The following is a 16,875-nucleotide window of genomic DNA, read 5'->3' as shown; positions in this document are numbered from 1 at the left end:
GTCTCGAGCAAGGGCGAGTGGATCCGACATTGTTGCGAGATGTGGCATCGGCCAGAAGAGGGCAAGCGTGGTCATCTGCGGATTGGATCCGCGGTATTCGAGCGGTGAACCGATGGCTCGGAGACTATCCGGATCATTGGGAACTATCGAGGAATGTCCTTGCATCAAGCGATGTTCCGCGTGATAGCTCAGAATTGATGCGACGGCGGGAGGAGTTGACGACCAGCTGGAGAACACCAGTCGCTTCGTTGTCTGTGCCAGATTGGGATCAGCAAACGGACCTCCGGGGGTCAGGTACGGAAGACTGGGCGGGATCCACAGCAGTTTTTCCCAGCCCGTATCGACGGTATCGTCGCGGAAATCTCGAGTCCGAGCGTTGCCCGCTTCGATCTCAGCGAACTGTCTGACAGCAGCGGCGTCGACTCTGCTGATGTCGAGTAAACGCGACTCGCTACTGCCGACGGTTGCAGCGTACTTCCGACCGAACTGATAGTTGCTCATGAAGTTGACGAAGTAGGGAACGGACTTCCAGTAGTCCACGCTGAACTGGGCGTCGAGTTCCCTGGCGAGGCGGCGCAGGGCCGCGTACCCAAGTAATTCTCGAGGTTCGATTCCAGAGATCGTGGACCTGCGTTCCCGAACCATTGTGTTGTCTGAATTGGCCGGGCGTTCCACGCGACACATCAAGGACAAGAGGAGGTTTCGTAGGTCTGACATCGTTTGCGTGGCTTCGCGATCCTCGATAACGGCATTGCGAAACTGCTCTAGCAGCGCCATGACGTCACCGGATTTCACCAGCTTCGAACCATCAGCGAGGAAATCAATCGTCTTGGTGAAATCGGAGTAGTGATCGGCACCGGAATCGTCAGCCTCGGTATAAGGCTTGTATGGCGTTGCAGACAGAAGAAGTACCCGTGTCCCGTGGTGACCGAACAGATGGCGCGCAAGTTCGCCGGCGGATGTCGTCTCGTCCATCAACTCTGTGAACCGCTGAAACTCGTCCATGATCACAAGATCGGGCGCCAGTGAATTCACGCTGGCATGAGCAAGTTCGTACCGCAAATCTGCAATGAGGGTCGTGATGGCGGAGTTTCGACCGGGATCGTTGATCGGCTTTTTCATCAGGTCGAACAACCTGTCGGCGATGGACGGTTCGCCGGCATTAATCGTGGCAACAAACGCTTCAAAGATCGACGGATCAATCGAATCGCCGAATTTCTCCTCGAAAACTGCGACGTCCCTTTCGAAGGTATCGAAGGAAGCGACGGAACCCTGCAGGATCTTCAGCGCAGCCACGCGTTGAGGCTGGGTGAACTGGAACTCGCGATCGAGCAACAGAAACAGCAGTTGCCTCTCATCGGAACGGCCGGACCTTTGTCCCGTCTTGAATGATGTATCCGGAGTCAGTGAAACAAGATTGACGGGTACACGCAGGTTGTCTTCCGCGGAGTCCAATCTGCGGTTATGGGTAGCAAGCAGCGTCAACCGGCTGGTATGGGTGATGTCTTTGTTGCCGGTGACGTTGAGACGTTCAAGATTCTGGCGTGCGAGGTCGATGTTGGAGCAGATGTAGACAATGTTGATCTCGGTGTGTAATGGATCCTCTTGTAGGTGTTCGATTGTGCGCGCAATGATTCCGCGCGCCACCATCGACTTGCCTAGCCCGGTTTCGTCTGCGACGAGGAAGTGGCGACTGGGATCCGGTTTGTAGAACTGCTCGAATACATGGTCAACGGTGTCCCGCTGAAAGTCGCGTAGTCCGGCAAGAACTGTATCGGCGCGAAATTCCTGGTTCATGCGTTTCTCCGATCCAGAACGGTTGCAGCAGAGTGAATATCCGTCCAGAGCTCGGAGAATCCCGGCGGCAACAGGTCGCGACGTGCGTCGTCACGATGGAGGCGGCGAATGAAGCCGTCCATATCTGTCAGGACCGTCGGCGCCGTCGCAAGGGCGAGTAGAAGTGACTCGAGAATGCCGGGGAGTGGTCCGGATTGGGATCCGTGGTCGCGGATCATCTGGTCGAACGCTCCGCCTGCACTGTCCCCGCCGTTGGAGATGGACAGCATTAGCGCGATAAAGCGCAGAACATCCTCGGGCTTGTTCAGCTGCGAAGCAAGGATCTCGTCGAGGCGCTCATCGGGGTCGTTGATCAGGTTGGCAACGACTACTGTGCTGCCAGTCGATCCGCCAGGCTCGGTGACACGAACTGCGAGGAACGGCATTATATCGACCAGTTTCAGCCCGGGACTGATGAAGTCGACAGGGTCGTCGGACGTCATAGCTACGGCAAATCCAGGGCGCGTGGTGAGTTCGATCGTGGCGCTGTAACCATCGGGAAGTTGTATGGGAACATCAGTTTCGATCAGTAGGTCGAAGAATTCTCCGGCTGGTTGGACAGTCGCGGTGAACGGCGTTGATGCAATCGCCTGCAAGGCCTTGTCGAGTTCGCGGCGGATGACATCGGTTTCATCCGGTTCCGCGCCGCCTGTGGCTTCGTATGGGCTGATGATTGATCCGAGTCCGCTGTTGCCGAGCATGGCGTCGATTCCGAACTTCTTCTTGGCGCCGACCATTTCAACCAGAATCTCGACATTCCTGTTGAACGCCGCAGCGGTGGCATTGGCTGAACCTATGAAAAGTCTTGCCCAGTGGTTGTATTCAACGATGTACGCCTTGGCGTGCAATCCACCCAGTACATTCGCCGAGTCTGATTCAGGGTCAGGGATTCCAGCATCAGAGTTCAGTACGTAGGACGCGCTGAACCACTTCAAGGTTTCCGTGCGGAGCTGTTCCAGAGATTCTGCGCGACTAACGACATCCGCGATTACACGATCGCCCGGAATCAGAGTGTCGAATCCGTCATCGCCCAGAAATGGTGAAATCGCGAGGTGTCGGGTGCCTTCGAAGTTTGGCGCTGGTCTATGGCCTTGTACACCGAACACGTGAAATTCGATATCTGAGAGTCCCTCGGGTGCAGTCCATTCGGCATACCGGATGTCGTCGGCCAGTGTCTGCATACGTCGGCGTCGAGTCGGCTCCAACGGGGAGGCGGTGGCATCGTCGGCTAGATATTGAAGCAATGCCCTCAGAGGCTTGTTGGTCTTGTTTCGTGTGCTACCCATGACGCCGTCGAGTGCAACAACCATGTCCCAGGAATTGTCCCGCGTCAGGTTTCGGCTCTGAACGAGGAGTCGGAAACTGACAACGTCCTCGTCGTCGACGTACTTCGCCAACCAAATTTTCGGGTGAAAGAGAGTGCCTGGGCGACTGCGGACGGCATGTACTGCGGGCTCGAGGAAGGCCATGAGTGCATTCGTCCGTTCCGGAACTCGAATGTGTCCGGCTTGATGGAATATGTCGATGGCGTTGGCACAGATACGGATAGACGCCAGCATTGCCAGAGGATCCGTCGCATGGGACGGTGACGCAAAGGCGAGTGCAGGTACCAACGCGGCCTGTAGGTCGAGGGTGAATGTAGTTCCCACCAGGTGGTCGAGCCGAGAGCCTGCCGGTGGCCGCAGTTGATCCACCAGTGTGGCTCGTTCGTCAGGCGCCAGCATTGTTCAGTCCTTCGGAGATGTCGCTCAGTATTTGTGATGCTTGTGGCCAACGGAATTGGAGTCGACTGGCGCCGGACGCGCCTTGCCAGAGTCGCAGTTGTTTCTCGTTAGTCAGACGCGACTGCGCGCCCTTGTTCTGAAACTCACGATCGCCGATGAGTTTTCGCAGTTCGACGGAATCTGCCGGCGCGCCCGCTCCAAGGTCATTGATGCCGTCGATCCAGGTTTCGGCAAATTGCCGCGTTCGCGATGGCAGTGCTGGGAACCGGCTCCACAACCGCGACCGGTCCCAGGTCGGGGCAAGTGGATGATTCCAGTACCGCTCGCTCCACTGCTCGAGTTCGTCACGGTACCGCTGCGCGGGTGCCTCCACGCTTGTCAGCTCGTGGCGCTCGTACGCTTCGCCCACCATCAAGTTGTAGAGTAGCGACGCGCCGTGCAGGGCAAGCGAGAACAGCTCGGTGTCTTCGACCAGGCCGTGAAGCTCCTGCGGTGCTGCATCCAGATCGAGATCCCAGAGGTAATCGACGTTGAGGTCAGGCATCGTCGGTTGACTCAGTAGATGCGCGAGCAAGGAACCGTCGCAGGTCACGACCATCCGCTCGCGAAGCCAATTAGCCTCCGCCACAGAGAGATCAAACCCCTGGTCTGTCACATCCGCGGGGAATGACTCAGGCAGAGGGAGCGTCGACCACGGTGAGGTGTCGTGCATCTCGTCGTCATTTGCCTCCCCCTTGCGCGACTGTGGCAGGTGCTGTGGGCGGGTGTCGTGGCGAAGGATCCTGTAGGTCTGCAGTGCATTCCAGTAGATCGCGGAGGGGAGTACCCGCACCGCTGCGCCGGCGACCCGTCCGATCAGCCCCTGAGTGTGGCCGGCCTCGCGGAGTGCGAGCAGTACCTCGCGTTGTTCTCGGTCTGCAGCTTTGACCAGCGCTGCACCTGATTTGCGCAGCGCTGCTCGTTGGAATGTCCACGGAATCAGGACCAGATAGCGGGCCCGCGTCTGGACGGTGGAGATCCCGGGGAACAGGCGGTCTGCGAGTCCGTCTCGGATCTGACCGATACCGAGATTGTCGAGGGTTCCGGGTTCGCTGAAGAGCGCAACGAGTTCGCGCATTCGTCGTTCTTCCTCAGCGGACGTGTCGAGCCAGGCGATCAGCGACAAGTGAGCACTCCAAGATCAAATCGGGACGAGCGAATCACCCGATTTTGATCGGGTGGTAATACAGAGCGTCGTCGGTTTCTTCGACATTGACGGACACTTCATCGCCAATGCTGAGATACGCATCAACATCGATCCGTTTTGTCTCACGGACGGCTTCACGAACAGAGCGAGCAGGAATCAATCCACGACGCCCATCGGGACCGACAGCAAGGGCATATTTGGGCCCGGTCTTCGTGACCCGCGCAGATATGGTTGCGGGGCGCTCACTATTCCCATTTGAGACAGGGGCCGGCCCACGTTCAGACGGTGCCAATGGAGAAGTCTGCTGATCAAGCTCTTCAGCGAGACTGTCAGCCATTTCGTCAACTTGCGCCAGCAATCCCGCCATTTGTTTGGCGTAGTTATTGTGAAACTCGTTTGGCTTCAGCGCCTCTCCAGGCTTGTACATGTCTTCGTGCGTCAACTCACCCCATGCGTCTTGGAGTCTGGTCTTGATCTGAACTTCGACCTTTACATCGAGATCGCCTTGATGGGTTGGGACCCGAACGAGGAGAACGGCGTGGTACGCGCGGTATCCGCTGTCCTTGGGGCTGGAGACGTAGTCGATTGGTTCTTCTGCAAAACGCATCGAGCATTGAGACGAACGGCAGGACGTCTCGAGTGCTTGACTGAACGCAAGCTGGTCTCTGGGACTTTTGCACAATACCTTGATGCCGACCAGATCGCCGAGGGCGTCAATCACCGCTTCCGGTGTCGTTGGCACCGCAATCTTTGCTTCGGCGATCTTGCGACGAACTTTGTCTGCGGCGCGTTCGGGCGACTTGATACGCGCGTTCTTGGCGTTCATTCGGTCACGGTCGACGTTGTCCAACAGCTCGTCTGCCAGTGTTTCCAGAAACGTCTGAGTGGTTACCAGCGCTGCGTCCCACGCTCGCGAGCGGCCCCGGTAGAGCTCGTCGACGAGCTTCTGAATGTTGTCTTGCTCCATTGAAGCACCTCCCCCAAGATCAGTATCGAGACTGGCGTCGCCGAATCCCGTTCACCGACACCTTATCCGTCGCACAGTTATAAATGCCGAGAGAGAAGTGTTCCGATTGCTGATGCGAGCTTGATGGGCACTGCATTTCCGATCTGCTTCGCGATCGCGGTTTTCGAGCCTACCCACTTGTAATCGTCTGGAAATCCCTGCAATCGAGCTGCTTCGAAGTGGGTGATTGCTCGGTTCTCTGTGGGATGGAGGTAGCGACCCTTTTCTGGCTTGAAGAATTCGGTGCGTATGGTCACCGACGGTCGGTCCGAGTGGAGCCGTCCCATGACGTCGCCGGAACCAGTTGTGTGCCTTCGCCAGCACGGCGCCTTCAGCTCGTCGGGCAGATCGAATCTGTTTCCGCCGATCGGGATGCTTGCGAATCGATCCAGCGAGAGCTGCTCGAAGTTTCGAGTTAGATGCAGTTCGGTTGTTTTGAACTCACCGGGCAGCATCTTGCCGTCTTCCAATTCTATGAAGCGACCTTCTGGCAGGAGTTGTTCGGTTACATGGGCTTTGATCCCACGGAGAGCCTCGCCCACGGTGAGGTGCGCGTCGGCATGTGTTTTTTTGGGTTCGCCAGGATCTTCCATGTCGCGATGCCGCCCAATGACCACGACGCGTTTACGCGCTTGCGGTGCGCCGTAATCTGCCGAGTTCAGTGTATGAGGCGTTAATACGTAGTCAGCGAGTTCGCCACCGGCCTGAGTAGTTTTGTAGAAGATTTGGAACTCTGGCGACTTCAGGAACTGTGGGACATTCTCCAGTACGAAGTACTTCGGGCCGGCGAGGGCCACCGTTTTTGCATAGTGACGCCACATCTGGTTTCTGGCGTCGTCAGCATCCTGACGACCAAGTGCAGAGAAACCCTGGCAGGGTGGTCCGCCGACAACAAGATCGACGTCGGGGACCGTGTGGGTTTGGAGCCAATCCTCGATCCGGCCTTGATGCATGACTTCACCGAAGACCTGTTTGTACGTTTCAGCAGCGGCTCGATCCATTTCGACTGCCCCTGCGACTCGGTATCTCGCACTGGATTCGTGGAGGCCCTGCGTCAGCCCGCCGGCGCCTGCGAAGAGGTCGAGTACCTGGATCGTCGATTCGTTCGCGCGCACACGTGAAGGGTACCTGGTAGCGCCGACTGCGACGGCATGGCTAGGCGTCGGTTGTCTGTTCATCGGGGCTCGGGAGAATTGGCCGAGCAAGGTGATGAGAAATCGTCTGACAGGTGCCAGTGATCGATTTCCTTGGGTCCAGGTGTTTGGCGTTGTTGCAACAGTCAGCGCTTACTGACCGATATAGATTGAAAGCGCTGCCGCGCTGAGAGCATTACTTTGATCGACGAATCGCGCACCGGGTGCGAGGGCGATTCCTTCGGAACATGACAATATTGACGCATTTGAACCCGAGATGACGATCCATCATTTCGGCGGTTGCGAAAGAGGTAGTGATGAGTGGGCCAGAGTGTGCAATGGAATTGAATGCTCCACAGCGCGAGGTTTCAAACGCTCCCATCGGTGAGCGATTGCTCGTCGTTGCCGGGGCCGGTCAAGGCAAGACCGAAGTGGTGGCGTCACGTATCGGCCGTCTGGTTGCCGACGAGGAGTTGTCTGCTTCTACCGAGATCTTGGTGTTGAGCTTTTCGCGCGCCGCGGTACAAGCTGTCAAGCTGCGCTTAGATGCGCGAGATATAGCTCGAGCAAATGTACGTACATTCGATTCGCTAGCCGGCCGCCTTTTGCTGGACGCAGATATTGAGCCGGTGGGCTCCTTTGAAGCGCGGATTCGCCAGGCAACGAAATTGCTCGTCGACGGTGACGATGTTCCTTATGAGATCGAGACACTCCGACATGTGATGATGGATGAGGTCCAGGATTTAGTGGGGGACCGCGCGGATTTTGTGCTGGCATTGCTTCGCAAGTTGGATCGTGATGTCGGTATCACTGCGCTCGGCGATCCGCTTCAAGGGATCTACGATTTTCAACTCGAGGATTCCAAGACAAAGACTCCTTCCTCGGCTGTCTTCGAAGCACTGCGAGATGAACTCGGGCTCAAGCAAGTTGGGCTAGGTGACAACTATCGTGCACGTGGGTTGGACCCCAAGCAGGTTATCGAGCTGGGGGAAGTTCTGCGTGAGGTAGCAGACGCAGACGAAGGGCGAGCTGTCCTCGACGAATTTGAACAGAACCTCATCGACCGTGGAGACATCGAGGAATGGGCTTCATCAGTTCAACAGGAAGGCTCGCGCACCGCGATCCTGTGTAACACCAATGCTGAGGTCTTTCGGGTGTCGAGGTACCTGCGCGAAGCCGGTGTGGGCCATGTTGTTCGGCGAACTGCACAGGAATTTGGGGCCGCGAGGTGGGTCGCGCAGGCATTGGGTTCATTGGTCGGGCACCGTATCCCCAGAACGGAGATCGAGGAGGCGCTGGCGCAGTTCTGCTCACCAGAAGTTGCGGAGGATCGGTGGTATCTACTGAAGTCTGCAGAAGGTGATTCGCGAAACCATAATCAGCTCAATCTTTCTCGTCTGCGTAGGTTGATTCGGTCGGGCGCAATTCCATTGACCTTGACCGAACCTGACCAGGCCGACGTCATCGTCTCGACAGTGCACAAAGCGAAGGGGCTCGAGTTTGAACGTGTCTTCGTTGTCGAACCGAATTTCTCTCGTAAGGACGAAGACCCGTGGGTAGTGATGCGTGGTCGGTACGTCGCGCTGAGCCGGGCACGCGATGACCTTTTTCTGTGCAGGATCCCGAAGACCTGGGCGAGTTTCAAGTCCGAGTTTTGGATGAGGGATCGGCTGATGGAGAAAGTGTCGAGCAAAAAGTCAAAGTACAAGCGAACGAGATCCGTCGAGTTCCGCTACAGCGATACTGATGTCGACGCTCCTGTAAGTGCAGGCCAGGTCAGTGCAGCAACAATCCAGTCGAATCTGCGTGACGACAAATTGTTGGGACAGAGACTCGAGGCGACTCTGGACCTGGACGTTTCTACGTCCGAACTGCCGATGTACTTGCTGACGACGGAAGATGGTCACACGATCGGACGGACCAGTGAGACCTTTAATGAGGAGTTCAAGAAGGCATTCAACCTGAAAGGCGGGTCGTGGCCTGCTTCGGTAACCGGCTTGTCGGTTGTCTCGGTGGAGACGGTGGCGGGAGATCCGGCGAAGTCGGAAAAGATGGATGTCAGCTTTGCAGGATTCTGGTTGGCTCCGCGAGTTTTTGGTCTGGCACAACCTGATTGGTCGAACATGGAGGAAATAGAGTGAGCTCATCAGTTGATTCCTCGCTTGACGAAAAGTATCGGTTCCGCGACGAGATGGTCGAGGAGTTGTCTCGTGACGTCATCGGTCCAGGGGGTGGTGCATCTGAGGTGATCAAAGAAGCACCGTTGGATCGGTACATCGTTGGTGTTTTGTGGCCGGCTGATGAGGTGTTGCAAGAAGAACCCGAGCCGGACGGGACAGAGCCGAGCGATCAGACGGCGACCGAAGACAGTCCTGTGGCGCAGGCTCGTATGCGATTTCCGTCGTCGATGGGGCTCACCTTCTCAGTGAAGTTGGATGTCGCAACAGCGGTCAAGATCTCCGCCAAGGCCGCGTACTACGTTCCGTTGGAGTCGCGAGGCGACGGCGGGGAGAAGCCGAAACGCAGCCGGGAAAGTGACTGGCAGCGGCATGACCTCGAGATTGCGCCGGTTGACCAGCGGGTGGATGTGCCGGGGACCTATCGGCCTGATATGCCGGAGGGGCTGGAGCTGTATGTGTATGTGCGACCCGCTCGCGAAGGTGCAGTAACGGTATCCGTGGCGTTGCGCAACACCCAGGAATCCGTGAAAGGTGAACTGCGCGACGGGAAAGCGTGGTTCCAAGTTGGGTTGACCATTGACACTGATTCACCGGCGATCGTTGATCGCTCTCGTCAGCGAAACCTTGGACGTGACGCTGACCTTGACGGTGCGGCTCTCCTGTACCGAAATATGCGGACTTTCGCGATCGGTCACGGCTGTGCGGTCGAATGGGCGGGAGCAGATGCCGTAGGCGAGTGCATCACGCAAGTTGCGACGACGTTCCTCCCAACACATGAAGTTCCACGTGCGCGGCCGGGCATCCTTGATGATTCTGTCAATCTGCGTATGTCCTTCCTATCCGACGCGCCCGATGCGGAGGTTTTGGGGAGTCTGCGCGCGATGTTGCGGCAGTATCGGCTGTGGATTGAAAACCTCGAGGCGACGCTCGACGACGGTACCGCTGATGTCGAGACGGACCTGGTAGACATCGCACGCAACAATATGAAGGCAGCGAAGCAGGCGGCTGATCGGATCGATGCAGGAATCTCCCGTCTGCAGAACGATGCTGACACTATGCGGGCATTCCAGTTGTCCAACAAGGCTATGCAGTTGCAGCGCGCACGGCAGGTATGGGTTCGTTCGGGAGCTGCGGGCACAGCTGATCAGGGTTTGGATCAACAGTGGTATCCCTTCCAGATTGCGTACATTCTTCTTAACCTGCCTGGTTTGAGTGATCCGACACATCCCGATCGTGACATCGCGGACCTACTGTGGTTCCCCACTGGCGGAGGGAAGACCGAGGCATACCTCGGCCTGGTTGCGTTCTCGATCTTTCATCGACGTCTGAAGGATCCGAAGGCGATCGGTGTTGCCGTAATCATGCGCTATACGCTGCGGCTGTTGACGATTCAGCAGTTCGAGCGTGCCACGATGCTTGTGTGTTCTCTTGAAACTGTGCGGTTGGCAAATTCCGAACTTGGATCGCGCGCGTTCTCCATCGGTCTGTGGGTTGGTTCGGGTGGCACACCCAATAAGCTGGACGAAGCTAAGAGGTCGCTGCGCGACCTGAAATCTGGTCGTGAGTTGACCGAGAAGAATCCCGTTCAACTTACGCAGTGTCCTTGGTGTGGAAGTGAACTGGATTATCAGAACTACTCGGTGAAAACTGGTCCAGAACGACACTTGCATATTGCGTGCGGAACGACTGGCTGTGATTTCGCAGACGGCCTACCAGTGCACGTTGTCGACGAGGACATCTACAGGGCTCGCCCTGAGCTAATCCTGGGTACAGTCGACAAGTTTGCGGCAATGGCTTGGAATGCTGACGTAGGCAAGTTGTTTGCTCGTGACGGTATCGGCTATGCCCCGGATTTGATCATTCAGGATGAGTTGCACCTCATTTCGGGTCCGTTGGGCTCCATGGTCGGGCTGTATGAAACCGCGATTGACGCTGCCTGCGAGGTGAAGAATTTAGCTGAAGGGACAACTCGCGGTCGGGCCAAAATTATCGCATCGACGGCCACTATCAGGCGTGCTGAGAAGCAGATCAGGTCGGTATTTGCCAGGGAGGCGGCGCAATTCCCGCCGCCAGGTATCGACCCAGATCAGTCCTTCTTTGCAGAACCGGCACCGCGTGACACCCACGGGACACGTCGATACGTGGGCATCATGACTCCGGGCACAAGCCACGCAACGCTGTTGGTGCGTGTCTATTCGGCGCTGCTACAGGCGGCAAAGGATCTCGAGGGAGACGACGACACACGCGATCCCTATTGGACCCTGCTGGGCTACTTCAACAGCTTGCGTGTTCTCGGAAGTGCGTATCTCCAGGTCGAAGGTGACGTTAGAGAACGTCTACGGGTTGTAGCCAATAGGAGCGAGGGAGACCCACGAGAGATTCGCAGACTAAATGAGCTCACCAGTCGTGTGCCATCCTCGGAAATTCCGGGTGCGTTGAAGCAGATGGAAAGAACGGTCAGCGACGGAACGCCAGACGACGTCGTGTTGGCGACCAACATGATTTCTGTGGGTGTCGATATCGATCGACTCGGGCTGATGGCAGTGATGGGTCAACCACAATCGAGCGCCGAGTACATCCAGTCCACCAGCCGGGTGGGCCGAAAGTACCCGGGACTGGTAGCTACAATCTTCAACTCCGCGAGATCTCGCGACCGTTCACACTACGAGAGCTTCATTCCCTACCACCAAGCTCTTTACCGGGCAGTGGAGGCGACAAGTGCGACTCCTTTCGCGGCGCGCGCCCGAGACCGAGGACTGCACGGTGTTTTGGTTTCACTTGCGAGACTGCTGGTTCCAGGACTTGCTGCCGACGGTTCTGCGTATCTAGCGGAAGACAACTGGGACGGTCTCCGGCAGGTGGCGGACATCTTGGAGCGGCGCGTTGCAGAAGTGGCTTCGGAAGAATCCGACGATACGCGCGACCAGATCGATAAACTGTTGGAAGTTTGGGCCGAAGCCGGCGAACAAAAGCCTCGTATGAAGTATCGAAATTCCAAGAACCTGGATGCGGCTCTATTGGTGGATCCCGCGACCGCCCTGACCAACGACACGATCGAGTATTCGCAGGACGAGGCTCCCTGGCCAACCCTTCAGAGCATGCGCGACGTTGATGCAGAAACTGGCTTGTACCAGATTCCGATGAGGAGAAAATAATGACAACTGGCGCCAAAGCACGCCGCAGCCAGCTCCTGAGTACATACGGAATTGGTGGGCTATTCCCTTCAGAATCAACAAGTTTTATGATCACAGGGTTGGACGACTGGAATGAGAGTCGAGCGCCGATCGTCAGTGAGCCGCGCCTTGCGCGCTCGTTGCGGGTTCGGGAGTTGAAGTCGCCGCCGGCAGGAACAGCTCGAGATGTCCCTGTCATCAGATTTCCTTACACGCAGGTTTGCCCGTCCTGCCGCAGGATCGGATCGATCTTTGACCTCTCGGGGGACTGGAACGTCGCGAAATGTAATAAATGTAAGGACAAAGCTGACCTGGCACCGTTTCGTCTGATCACTGCATGCAACAAGGGGCACATCGACGAATTTCCGTACTACCGCTGGCTTCACAAGGGACAGAGCGGTGAGGGCGAGAACCATGAGATGCAAATGAAGTCACTCGGCAAGACTTCGTCGCTGGCTGACTTGGTTCTGACGTGTACCTGCGGCGTGAATCCGAAGTCGTTGGACGGAACCTTCGGCCCTAAAGCTCTTGCCGAATACGGTCACTGCAGTGGTGCGCGGCCGTGGCTGGGGTTCGATCACAAGCAGGATTGCGCGGAGATCCCGAGGGTACTTCAGCGTGGCGCGTCGAACGTCTGGTTGCCTGCCGTGCGATCCGCGATCTCGATTCCGCCATATTCGGAAGCACTTGCGAAATTTGTAGACCGGCATTGGATCGCCTTAGCGGACCCTGAAGCCCTGACTGACAAACTTTTAGCGAATATCGCGGCTTCCTCGAATGGAAAGTTCTCGGTCGATCAGATCAACGCCGAGGCTGAACGTCGCCGAGGAGACGACGAGGATGAAGAACTCACGGAAGAAGCGCTCCGAAGGCAAGAGTATTCGGCGCTGATTGATGGCCGTGACGAGAGTCAAGGCTCCGACTTTGTCAGTATCAAAATGGATCGAGCCTCGTCTCTGCCGGACTACGTTACGGAAGTGCGCAAGGTAACCCGACTTCGGGAAGTACGTGCCCTGTACGGTTTTTCACGGCTCAACGGCGTGAATGAACTTGGTGCAGACGGTCTCTGTGAACTGTCGCATGGCCGGAAAAGCTGGCTTCCGGCGATTGAGGTCATCGGAGAGGGTGTGTTTGTAGCATTCGATCGGAAACAGCTCGACGACTGGGCGCAGCGCCCGTTCGCTCAAGCTCGTCGTAAGTCGCTGAAGCGAGCCGCAGATCGACAGGCAGTTGAATTTGGGCGAACGGAGGCCGCCGAGGTAGACATCGTGAAGGTGGCGATTCATACACTCGCGCATGTGTTGATTGATCAGCTGTCGCTCGACGCGGGGTATCCAGCGGCATCGCTGCGGGAACGGCTGTTTGTAGATGACGAGATGGCCGGGCTGCTGATCTACACAGCAAGTTCTGACTCGGCTGGCAGTCTCGGAGGCGTGGCTTCACAGGCTGAGCCCGAGTCCTTCGCGAGCGCACTGCACGAAGGTTCAATCCGACTGTCCTGGTGCTCAGCCGACCCAGTCTGTGTCGAGGCAGGTGCATCAGGAACCGACGCGCTAAACCTGGCAGCGTGTCACGCCTGTGTGTTGGTTCCTGAGACATCGTGCGAGCTGAACAACACCTTTTTGGATCGTGCATTGTTGTTCGGTTCTCCCGAAGACAACCAGGAGAATGAAGGCTTGTTCAGCGCCGTTGTCGCTTCCGGCTAGACCAGCCATCACATGTTGGGGTGCCGTTTGGCGCCCCAACATGTGACGTGTCTGGCCGTTGCCTGGAGTGCTGCGAAGACGAGTTCGTTTCGCGGGCTAATCTGATCTGGCTGTCCGATATGAGGAGTGACACGTGGCTGATATTGCCGCAGGTGAACGCGTAGTTGTTCGTGACGAGGAATGGCTCGTTCGAGCAGTCCGGAACACCGAAAGCGATGGGGCTCGCGTCGAGGTCACTGGGGTCAGTGAGTTGGTTCGTGATCAGGACGCGGTGTTCTTCGGAGCCCTCGACACGATTGATCGACTCGACCCGCGCGACGGCAAGCTCGTGATCGACGAGTCAGCGGGATTCCGACGTTCGAGGCTGTGGCTCGAATCTGTCCGACGCGGCAGTCCACTTCCCACCTGCGACACCCGTATCGCCGTGGGCGACCGGGCACTGCTTGACCGAATGGACTACCAGCTGCGGCCGGCTGCACAAGCGCTACAGAATCTCCGGCCCCGAATCCTCATCGGGGATGCGGTGGGACTTGGCAAGACGCTTGAGATCGGTATCTTGCTGTCGGAGCTCATCCGGCGTGGTCGTGGCGAGCGCATCCTGGTTGTCACTCCACGAGCGGTGCTTGAACAGTTTCAGCATGAGCTGTGGACGCGGTTCGCAATACCGTTGGTGCGCCTGGACTCGAATGGCATTCAGAAGGTCAAGCAGACTTTGCCGAGTTCGCGAAACCCGTTCAGCTACTACAAGCGGGTCATCGTTTCGATTGACACACTCAAGAACCCTGCGAAGTACAAGCATCATCTGAAGGATCAGCAGTGGGACGCCGTCGTGATCGACGAGTGCCACAACTTGATCAACCGCACATCCCAGAACAACGAACTCGCCAGACTTCTTGCAGCACAGACTGATGCACTAATTCTGGCTAGTGCCACGCCCCATAACGGGGAATCGAAGTCATTTGCAGAACTGATCAATCTTCTCGATCCAACCGCCATTGCAGATCGTGAGGAGTACACCGCCAAGGATATCGAGCACCTCTATGTCCGAAGGCACCGCAATTCACCCGACGTCAAGTTGGATGTCGCGCATCGGTGGAAGCAACGACGTACCCCACGCGTGATCGAGGTTGTTCCCAATGCGGCCGAGATAGCTGTGTTGCGCGAACTCGAGGACGTATGGCTTCACCCAACGGGCGATTCTGTCGTCACGGGGCAAGGACGCCAGCTCTTTCCCTGGACACTGTTCAAAGGATTTCTCTCGTCCCCGAAGGCCCTCCGCGCAAGTGTTGGTCGACGGTTGAAGTCTCTCGACTCCGCATCATCTCCAGAGGCCAAAGCACTCGTGCGCTTGGATGCTCTCGCCGAAGAAGCTGATCAACAAGGATCGTCGAAGCTCAAATCGCTCGTCGAACATCTGAAATCCGTCGGAGTAGGGAAGGGATCTACGACCCGAGTAGTTGTGTTCTCGGAGCGAATCGACACCCTGACGTGGCTGGGGGCTGAGGTCTCGAAGGCACTCAAACTTTCAGCCAAGGCAGTTCAAGTGCTGCATGCCGGACTTCCTGATGAGAAGGTTCAGTCGGTAGTGGAGGGCTTCGGCCAGGCCAATTCTGAGATTCGAGTCTTACTCGCTTCCGACATGGCTTCCGAAGGCCTGAACCTGCACAAGGAATGTCACCAGCTCGTTCACTACGACCTCCCTTGGTCGTTCATTCGGATTCAGCAGCGCAACGGCCGCATCGACAGATATGGGCAAATGCATGAACCGCAGATTGCGGCATTAGCACTCACCAGCGACTCCGATGACGTGCCGAGCGATTTGCGCGTGGTCACCAAGCTCCTTCTGAAGGAACACGAAGCCAATCTCGCGTTGGGTGACGCCGGAGTGCTCCTTGATGTGCATGACGCTGACATCGAAGAGAAGACTGTTATCCAGGCGATTCGTGAAGGGAAGGACCTGGATGACGTCGTTCCGGAGCCGACGCCTGCAGCCTTGAATCCGTTTGCGCAACTCCAAGTAACGGCCGGTAGCCATACCGGCGACCCAACACCTGAGCGCGCACCGCAACGTTCACTATTTGTGGACGATGACAATTTCCTTGCCGACGCTTTGAAGGACGTTGCGTCCGAACCCGGCGGACACGGATTGGACATCGCTCGCGACGAAGATACAGACATGATCGCCTTCAACCCGCCGGCAGATCTTGTGCCGCGGTTTCGTGATCTGCCCTCTGAATACCTCGACGAACAGAAAATTGTCGACCGCCTCCGAGTATCGGGGAGTGTTGAATTCGCCGAAGGCCGCCTCGACAAAGCCCGAAAGTCAACTGACAGTGCGTGGCCGGACGTTCATTTCCTTGCTCCCGTGCACCCAGTTCTTGATTGGGCGGCTGACCGATCGGTATCTCGGTTCGGACGTAACGAGATACCAGTCCTGTCAGGAGCTGTCAGCGAGCCAGTCTTCCTAACTCAGGCAGTCTGGTCGAATGCCAAGGGGCAACCAGCAATTGCGGGTTGGGGGGCAGTTCGTGGGCTGCCTGGCAATCCTGAAATCGGCGATTTTGACGAGACCTTGGATCAAGCAGGCATCAGGGAAGGAGCCTCCAATGCTGGTTTCGGCGACGTAGATTTGGAAGTGTTGCAGACCCTGGTCCCCGCTGCGGTGGATGCTGCGACTGAACACCTTCGTGACCGCCGCGATGACTTCGAAGCAGATTTGCTCCGGCGTATCGATGAGTATCGAAAGAGCCTGAAAGGTTGGGAACAAACAGTTCTCGAGATAGTGACGGACTCGGGACGGCGAACCGGATCGAAGCTCGAGATCTCCGAGGCCCTCGACGAATCTTCCGCTCTAATCGATTCACTTGCTGCGAGCGGTGACCCCTTTGTTCGCGTTGTTGCTGTGATTGTGCCGAAAGCAGGTCTGTAACC

8 protein-coding genes and 1 pseudogene are annotated in these 16,875 nt (G+C 57.1%); 4 read left to right on the top strand and 5 right to left on the bottom strand.

What is annotated here, in order from left to right; all coding sequences use genetic code 11:
* Positions 1-1,515 precede the first annotated feature (1,515 nt).
* The 5 genes and pseudogenes from BH682_RS37205 to BH682_RS19575 form a co-directional block, all read right to left on the bottom strand.
* A pseudogene (locus BH682_RS37205) lies at positions 1,516-1,797 on the bottom strand (DEAD/DEAH box helicase family protein); the annotation flags it as partial.
* Entirely contained in the window at positions 1,794-3,560 is a 1,767-nt protein-coding gene (locus BH682_RS19590) for a phospholipase D family protein (protein WP_075833836.1), read from the bottom strand. The pseudogene BH682_RS37205 and the gene BH682_RS19590, both read right to left, overlap by 4 nt.
* The gene (locus BH682_RS19585; RefSeq protein WP_083954696.1) at positions 3,547-4,725 is read right to left on the bottom strand and encodes a DUF6361 family protein; all 1,179 of its coding nucleotides are present in this window, start codon (positions 4,723-4,725) and stop codon (positions 3,547-3,549) included. Before BH682_RS19585 ends, BH682_RS19590 begins: the two co-directional genes overlap by 14 nt.
* Positions 4,726-4,759: 34 nt before the next feature.
* Positions 4,760-5,713, bottom strand: a complete 954-nt coding sequence (locus BH682_RS19580) for a GTP pyrophosphokinase (RefSeq protein ID WP_075833834.1) — start codon at positions 5,711-5,713, stop codon at positions 4,760-4,762.
* A 77-nt stretch (positions 5,714-5,790) separates the two neighbouring features.
* The gene (locus tag BH682_RS19575) at positions 5,791-6,930 is read right to left on the bottom strand and encodes a DNA cytosine methyltransferase (RefSeq protein ID WP_083954695.1); all 1,140 of its coding nucleotides are present in this window, start codon (positions 6,928-6,930) and stop codon (positions 5,791-5,793) included.
* A 293-nt stretch (positions 6,931-7,223) separates the two neighbouring features.
* Here BH682_RS19575 and BH682_RS19570 point away from each other — a divergent pair, with 293 nt between their 5' ends.
* The 4 genes from BH682_RS19570 (at position 7,224) to BH682_RS19555 (ending at position 16,873) form a co-directional block, all read left to right on the top strand.
* Positions 7,224-9,026: a UvrD-helicase domain-containing protein gene (locus BH682_RS19570; protein ID WP_223304603.1), complete on the top strand. Its 1,803-nt coding sequence runs from the start codon at positions 7,224-7,226 to the stop codon at positions 9,024-9,026.
* The gene (locus BH682_RS19565) at positions 9,023-12,220 is read left to right on the top strand and encodes a helicase-related protein (RefSeq protein WP_223304604.1); all 3,198 of its coding nucleotides are present in this window, start codon (positions 9,023-9,025) and stop codon (positions 12,218-12,220) included. Before BH682_RS19570 ends, BH682_RS19565 begins: the two co-directional genes overlap by 4 nt.
* Entirely contained in the window at positions 12,220-13,944 is a 1,725-nt protein-coding gene (gene drmB / locus BH682_RS19560; RefSeq protein WP_075833828.1) for a DUF1998 domain-containing protein, read from the top strand. The genes BH682_RS19565 and drmB overlap by 1 nt, the downstream gene beginning before the upstream one ends.
* Before the next feature lie 133 nt (positions 13,945-14,077).
* On the top strand, positions 14,078-16,873 hold the full coding sequence (locus BH682_RS19555; protein ID WP_075833827.1) for a DEAD/DEAH box helicase: 2,796 nt from the start codon (positions 14,078-14,080) through the stop codon (positions 16,871-16,873).
* Positions 16,874-16,875 lie beyond the last annotated feature (2 nt).

Source organism: Rhodococcus sp. YL-1, from assembly GCF_001942025.1.
In the GTDB taxonomy this organism is placed as follows: Bacteria; Actinomycetota; Actinomycetes; order Mycobacteriales; family Mycobacteriaceae; genus Rhodococcus_F; species Rhodococcus_F qingshengii.
Note: the sequence above shows the minus strand (reverse complement) of the source record. Positions and strands in the feature narration are given on the sequence as shown.

Bases quoted from the DNA above. Each gene is read 5' to 3' on its own strand.
- BH682_RS19575 (WP_083954695.1), bottom strand. From the start codon at position 6,930: ATGAACAGACAACCGACGCCTAGCCATGCCGTCGCAGTCGGCGCTACC.
- drmB (WP_075833828.1), top strand. From the start codon at position 12,220: ATGACAACTGGCGCCAAAGCACGCCGCAGCCAGCTCCTGAGTACATAC.
- BH682_RS19580 (WP_075833834.1), bottom strand. From the start codon at position 5,713: ATGGAGCAAGACAACATTCAGAAGCTCGTCGACGAGCTCTACCGGGGC.
- BH682_RS19590 (WP_075833836.1), bottom strand. From the start codon at position 3,560: ATGCTGGCGCCTGACGAACGAGCCACACTGGTGGATCAACTGCGGCCA.
- BH682_RS19570 (WP_223304603.1), top strand. From the start codon at position 7,224: ATGGAATTGAATGCTCCACAGCGCGAGGTTTCAAACGCTCCCATCGGT.